Source organism: Gallicola sp. Sow4_E12 (assembly GCF_052116305.1).
Lineage (GTDB): Bacteria > Bacillota > Clostridia > Tissierellales > Peptoniphilaceae > JBQKLI01.
In genome coordinates, this window is sequence record NZ_JBQKLI010000067.1 from 1 (window position 1) to 378 (window position 378).

The window sequence follows — 378 nt, forward strand, 5'->3', positions numbered from 1 at the left end:
AGCTGTCGAAGGTAGGGTCAATGACTGGGGTGAAGTCGTAACAAGGTAGCCGTATCGGAAGGTGCGGCTGGATCACCTCCTTTCTAAGGAGCTAAAAAGTTCTATGTTATTTCTTTCTTGTTATTCAGGTAAAAAAGTCGAAAGACTTAATTTTTTTGAAAAAAATAAATACCATATAATACAAAACTTATTATATGGGCCTGTAGCTCAGCTGGTTAGAGCGCACGCCTGATAAGCGTGAGGTCGGAGGTTCGAGTCCCCCCAGGCCCACCATGAAGTTTCTTAAAACTTCATAACCATAAAGAAACAAAGAAAAGCGAATACGGAAAAAAAGCAGGAAAGAATGAATAAACGTAGAAAAGACGAAGTCTTTTCCAC

General features: G+C 40.2%; 1 tRNA gene and 1 rRNA gene. Both read left to right on the forward strand.

Going from position 1 to position 378, the window contains the following annotated elements:
* A 16S ribosomal RNA gene (locus tag ACTQ46_RS11210) occupies nt 1-83 on the forward strand; the annotation flags it as partial.
* Between the two features lie 113 nt (nt 84-196).
* Nucleotides 197-273, forward strand: a tRNA-Ile gene (locus ACTQ46_RS11215).
* Nucleotides 274-378: the final 105 nt, after the last annotated feature.